The sequence below is a fragment of the Polaromonas sp. P1_E1_2 genome, assembly GCF_056406035.1.
The window spans coordinates 1-1982 of sequence record NZ_JBFUAZ010000709.1; the positions used below are offsets into that span (position 1 = coordinate 1).

2 protein-coding genes are annotated in these 1982 nt (G+C 64.1%); one reads left to right on the forward strand and one right to left on the reverse strand.

Annotated features, from left to right (window positions below; translation table 11 throughout):
• Positions 1–21 precede the first annotated feature (21 nt).
• Complete coding sequence (locus tag AC1D1P_RS21975; RefSeq protein ID WP_457282902.1) at positions 22–795, reverse strand: SDR family oxidoreductase; 774 nt, start codon at positions 793–795, stop codon at positions 22–24.
• Between the two features lie 64 nt (positions 796–859).
• Between AC1D1P_RS21975 and AC1D1P_RS21980 the strand changes: the two genes are divergently transcribed.
• Positions 860–1978: a class I SAM-dependent methyltransferase gene (locus AC1D1P_RS21980; RefSeq protein WP_477674436.1), complete on the forward strand. Its 1119-nt coding sequence runs from the start codon at positions 860–862 to the stop codon at positions 1976–1978.
• Positions 1979–1982 lie beyond the last annotated feature (4 nt).

Below are 1982 nucleotides of genomic sequence, written 5' to 3' on the forward strand. Positions count from 1 at the left end.
GTGTAAGCCGTTGCCGATGGCTTACATCAGCGAAAAATCGCGCTCGAACTTCATCAGGTGCTGGCCGCCATCCACCAGCAGCGTGGTGCCGGTGATGGAGCTGTTCTCCAGTGCAAACTTCACCGCGGCCGCCACGTCGGCCGGGGTGGACGACCGGCCCAGCGGCGACAGCTTGTGGCGGGCCTCGAATTGTTCGTCGGTGAGCAGGTGGCTGGTCAGCGTCAGTCCCGGCGCAACGCCGACCACACGAACCTGCGGCGCCAGCGCCAGCGCCAGCATGGTGCCGGCCGCTTCCAGCGCGGCCTTGGAAAGCGTGTAGCTGAAAAAGTCGGGGTTCTGGTTCCAGAGCTTCTGGTCCAGCAGGTTGACGACGGCCCCCCTGGCACCGCGCGAGGCCACATGCGCATGCAGGGCCTGGGCCAGCACGATGGCGGCGCCGGTGTTGCTGTGCAGATGCCGGTCCATGGCGGCGAAACCGAAACTGGCGGCGCTGTCTTGTTCAAAGGTCGAGGCGTTGTTCACCACGGCATCGACCTGGCCCATGCGCTCGACCACGGCCGGCAATAGGCCGCGCACTGCCGTTTCGTCGTTTAAATCCGCATGAAAAGCGGCTGCAGCGCCCGACAGTTGTGCGCAAGCAGCTACTGTTTTAATAGCATCTTCCTCGGAGCTGCGGTAGTGCACCGCCACCTGCCAGCCGCCGGCCGCGAGCGCCAGCGCGATGTCGCGGCCCAGCCGCCTGGCGGCGCCGGTCACGAGGACAACGGGTCGGGATGATGGCGGGGTTGGGGTCATAGGTGGTGAGGGTTGGCAAAAAAGGTCAGGGACGTATCGCCGACAATTGCAGGCGGTGACAAACATGACCCAGACGACCAATCCCCCCATTTTACCGACCGGCCTCGCCGACCACATCGCCAGGGCCATTGACGCTGCCGGCGGCTGGATCGGGTTTGACCGTTTCATGGACATGGCGCTTTACACGCCCGGCTGGGGTTATTACGYCAATGCCTCGCGCAAATTCGGCCTGATGCCGCAGTCGGGCAGCGATTTTGCGACGGCCCCGGAGATGTCCGCCCACTTTGGCCGSGCGCTGGCCAGGCAGGTGAAAGAAGCCCTTGCGGCAACCGGCACCACGGAAATCTGGGAATTCGGCGCCGGCTCGGGCGCCCTGGCGCACCAGTTGCTGGATGCGCTGGGCGACTCTGTCACGCAGTACCGCATCGTCGATTTGTCGGGCAGCCTGCGCGAGCGCCAGCAGGAACGGTTGCAGGCTTTTGCCGGCAAGGTGGACTGGGTAGCGGAGCTCCCGGCGCAGATGCGGGGCGTGGTGGTGGGCAACGAAGTACTGGATGCCATGCCGGTGAAGCTGCTCGCGCGGCTCAACAACACCTGGCATGAGCGCGGCGTGGCCCGCCTTGAGGGAGGATTTGTCCATGCCGACAGCCCGACCGATCTCCGGCCTCCCATTGAAGTGGAAGGCGAACACGATTACGTCACAGAAATCCATCCGCAGGCGGAAGGCTTCATGCGGACACTGGCCGACCGGCTGAACGCCGGCGCTGTGTTCCTGCTCGACTACGGCTTTCCCGAACACGAGTACTACCATCCGCAACGCAGCATGGGCACGCTGATGTGCCACCGTGGCCACCTGGCCGATGCCGATGCGCTGGCGGACGTGGGCGACAAGGACATCACGGCGCATGTCAACTTCACCGGTGTTGCCCTGGCAGGGCAGGAAGCCGGCCTGCAGGTGCTGGGCTACACCAGCCAGGGGCGGTTTTTGCTCAATTGCGGCTTGCTGGACGGCATGGAAAACGCCAGCCTGCCAGACCGGGTGATGTTGCAAAAGCTGGTGAACGAGCATGAAATGGGCGAACTGTTCAAGGTGATCGGCTTTGCGGTGGATTCTCCGGACGCTCCTTATTCAGGATGGGAAGCATCGGGGTTTTCTCAGGGCGACAGAAGCCACACCCTGTAGGGCC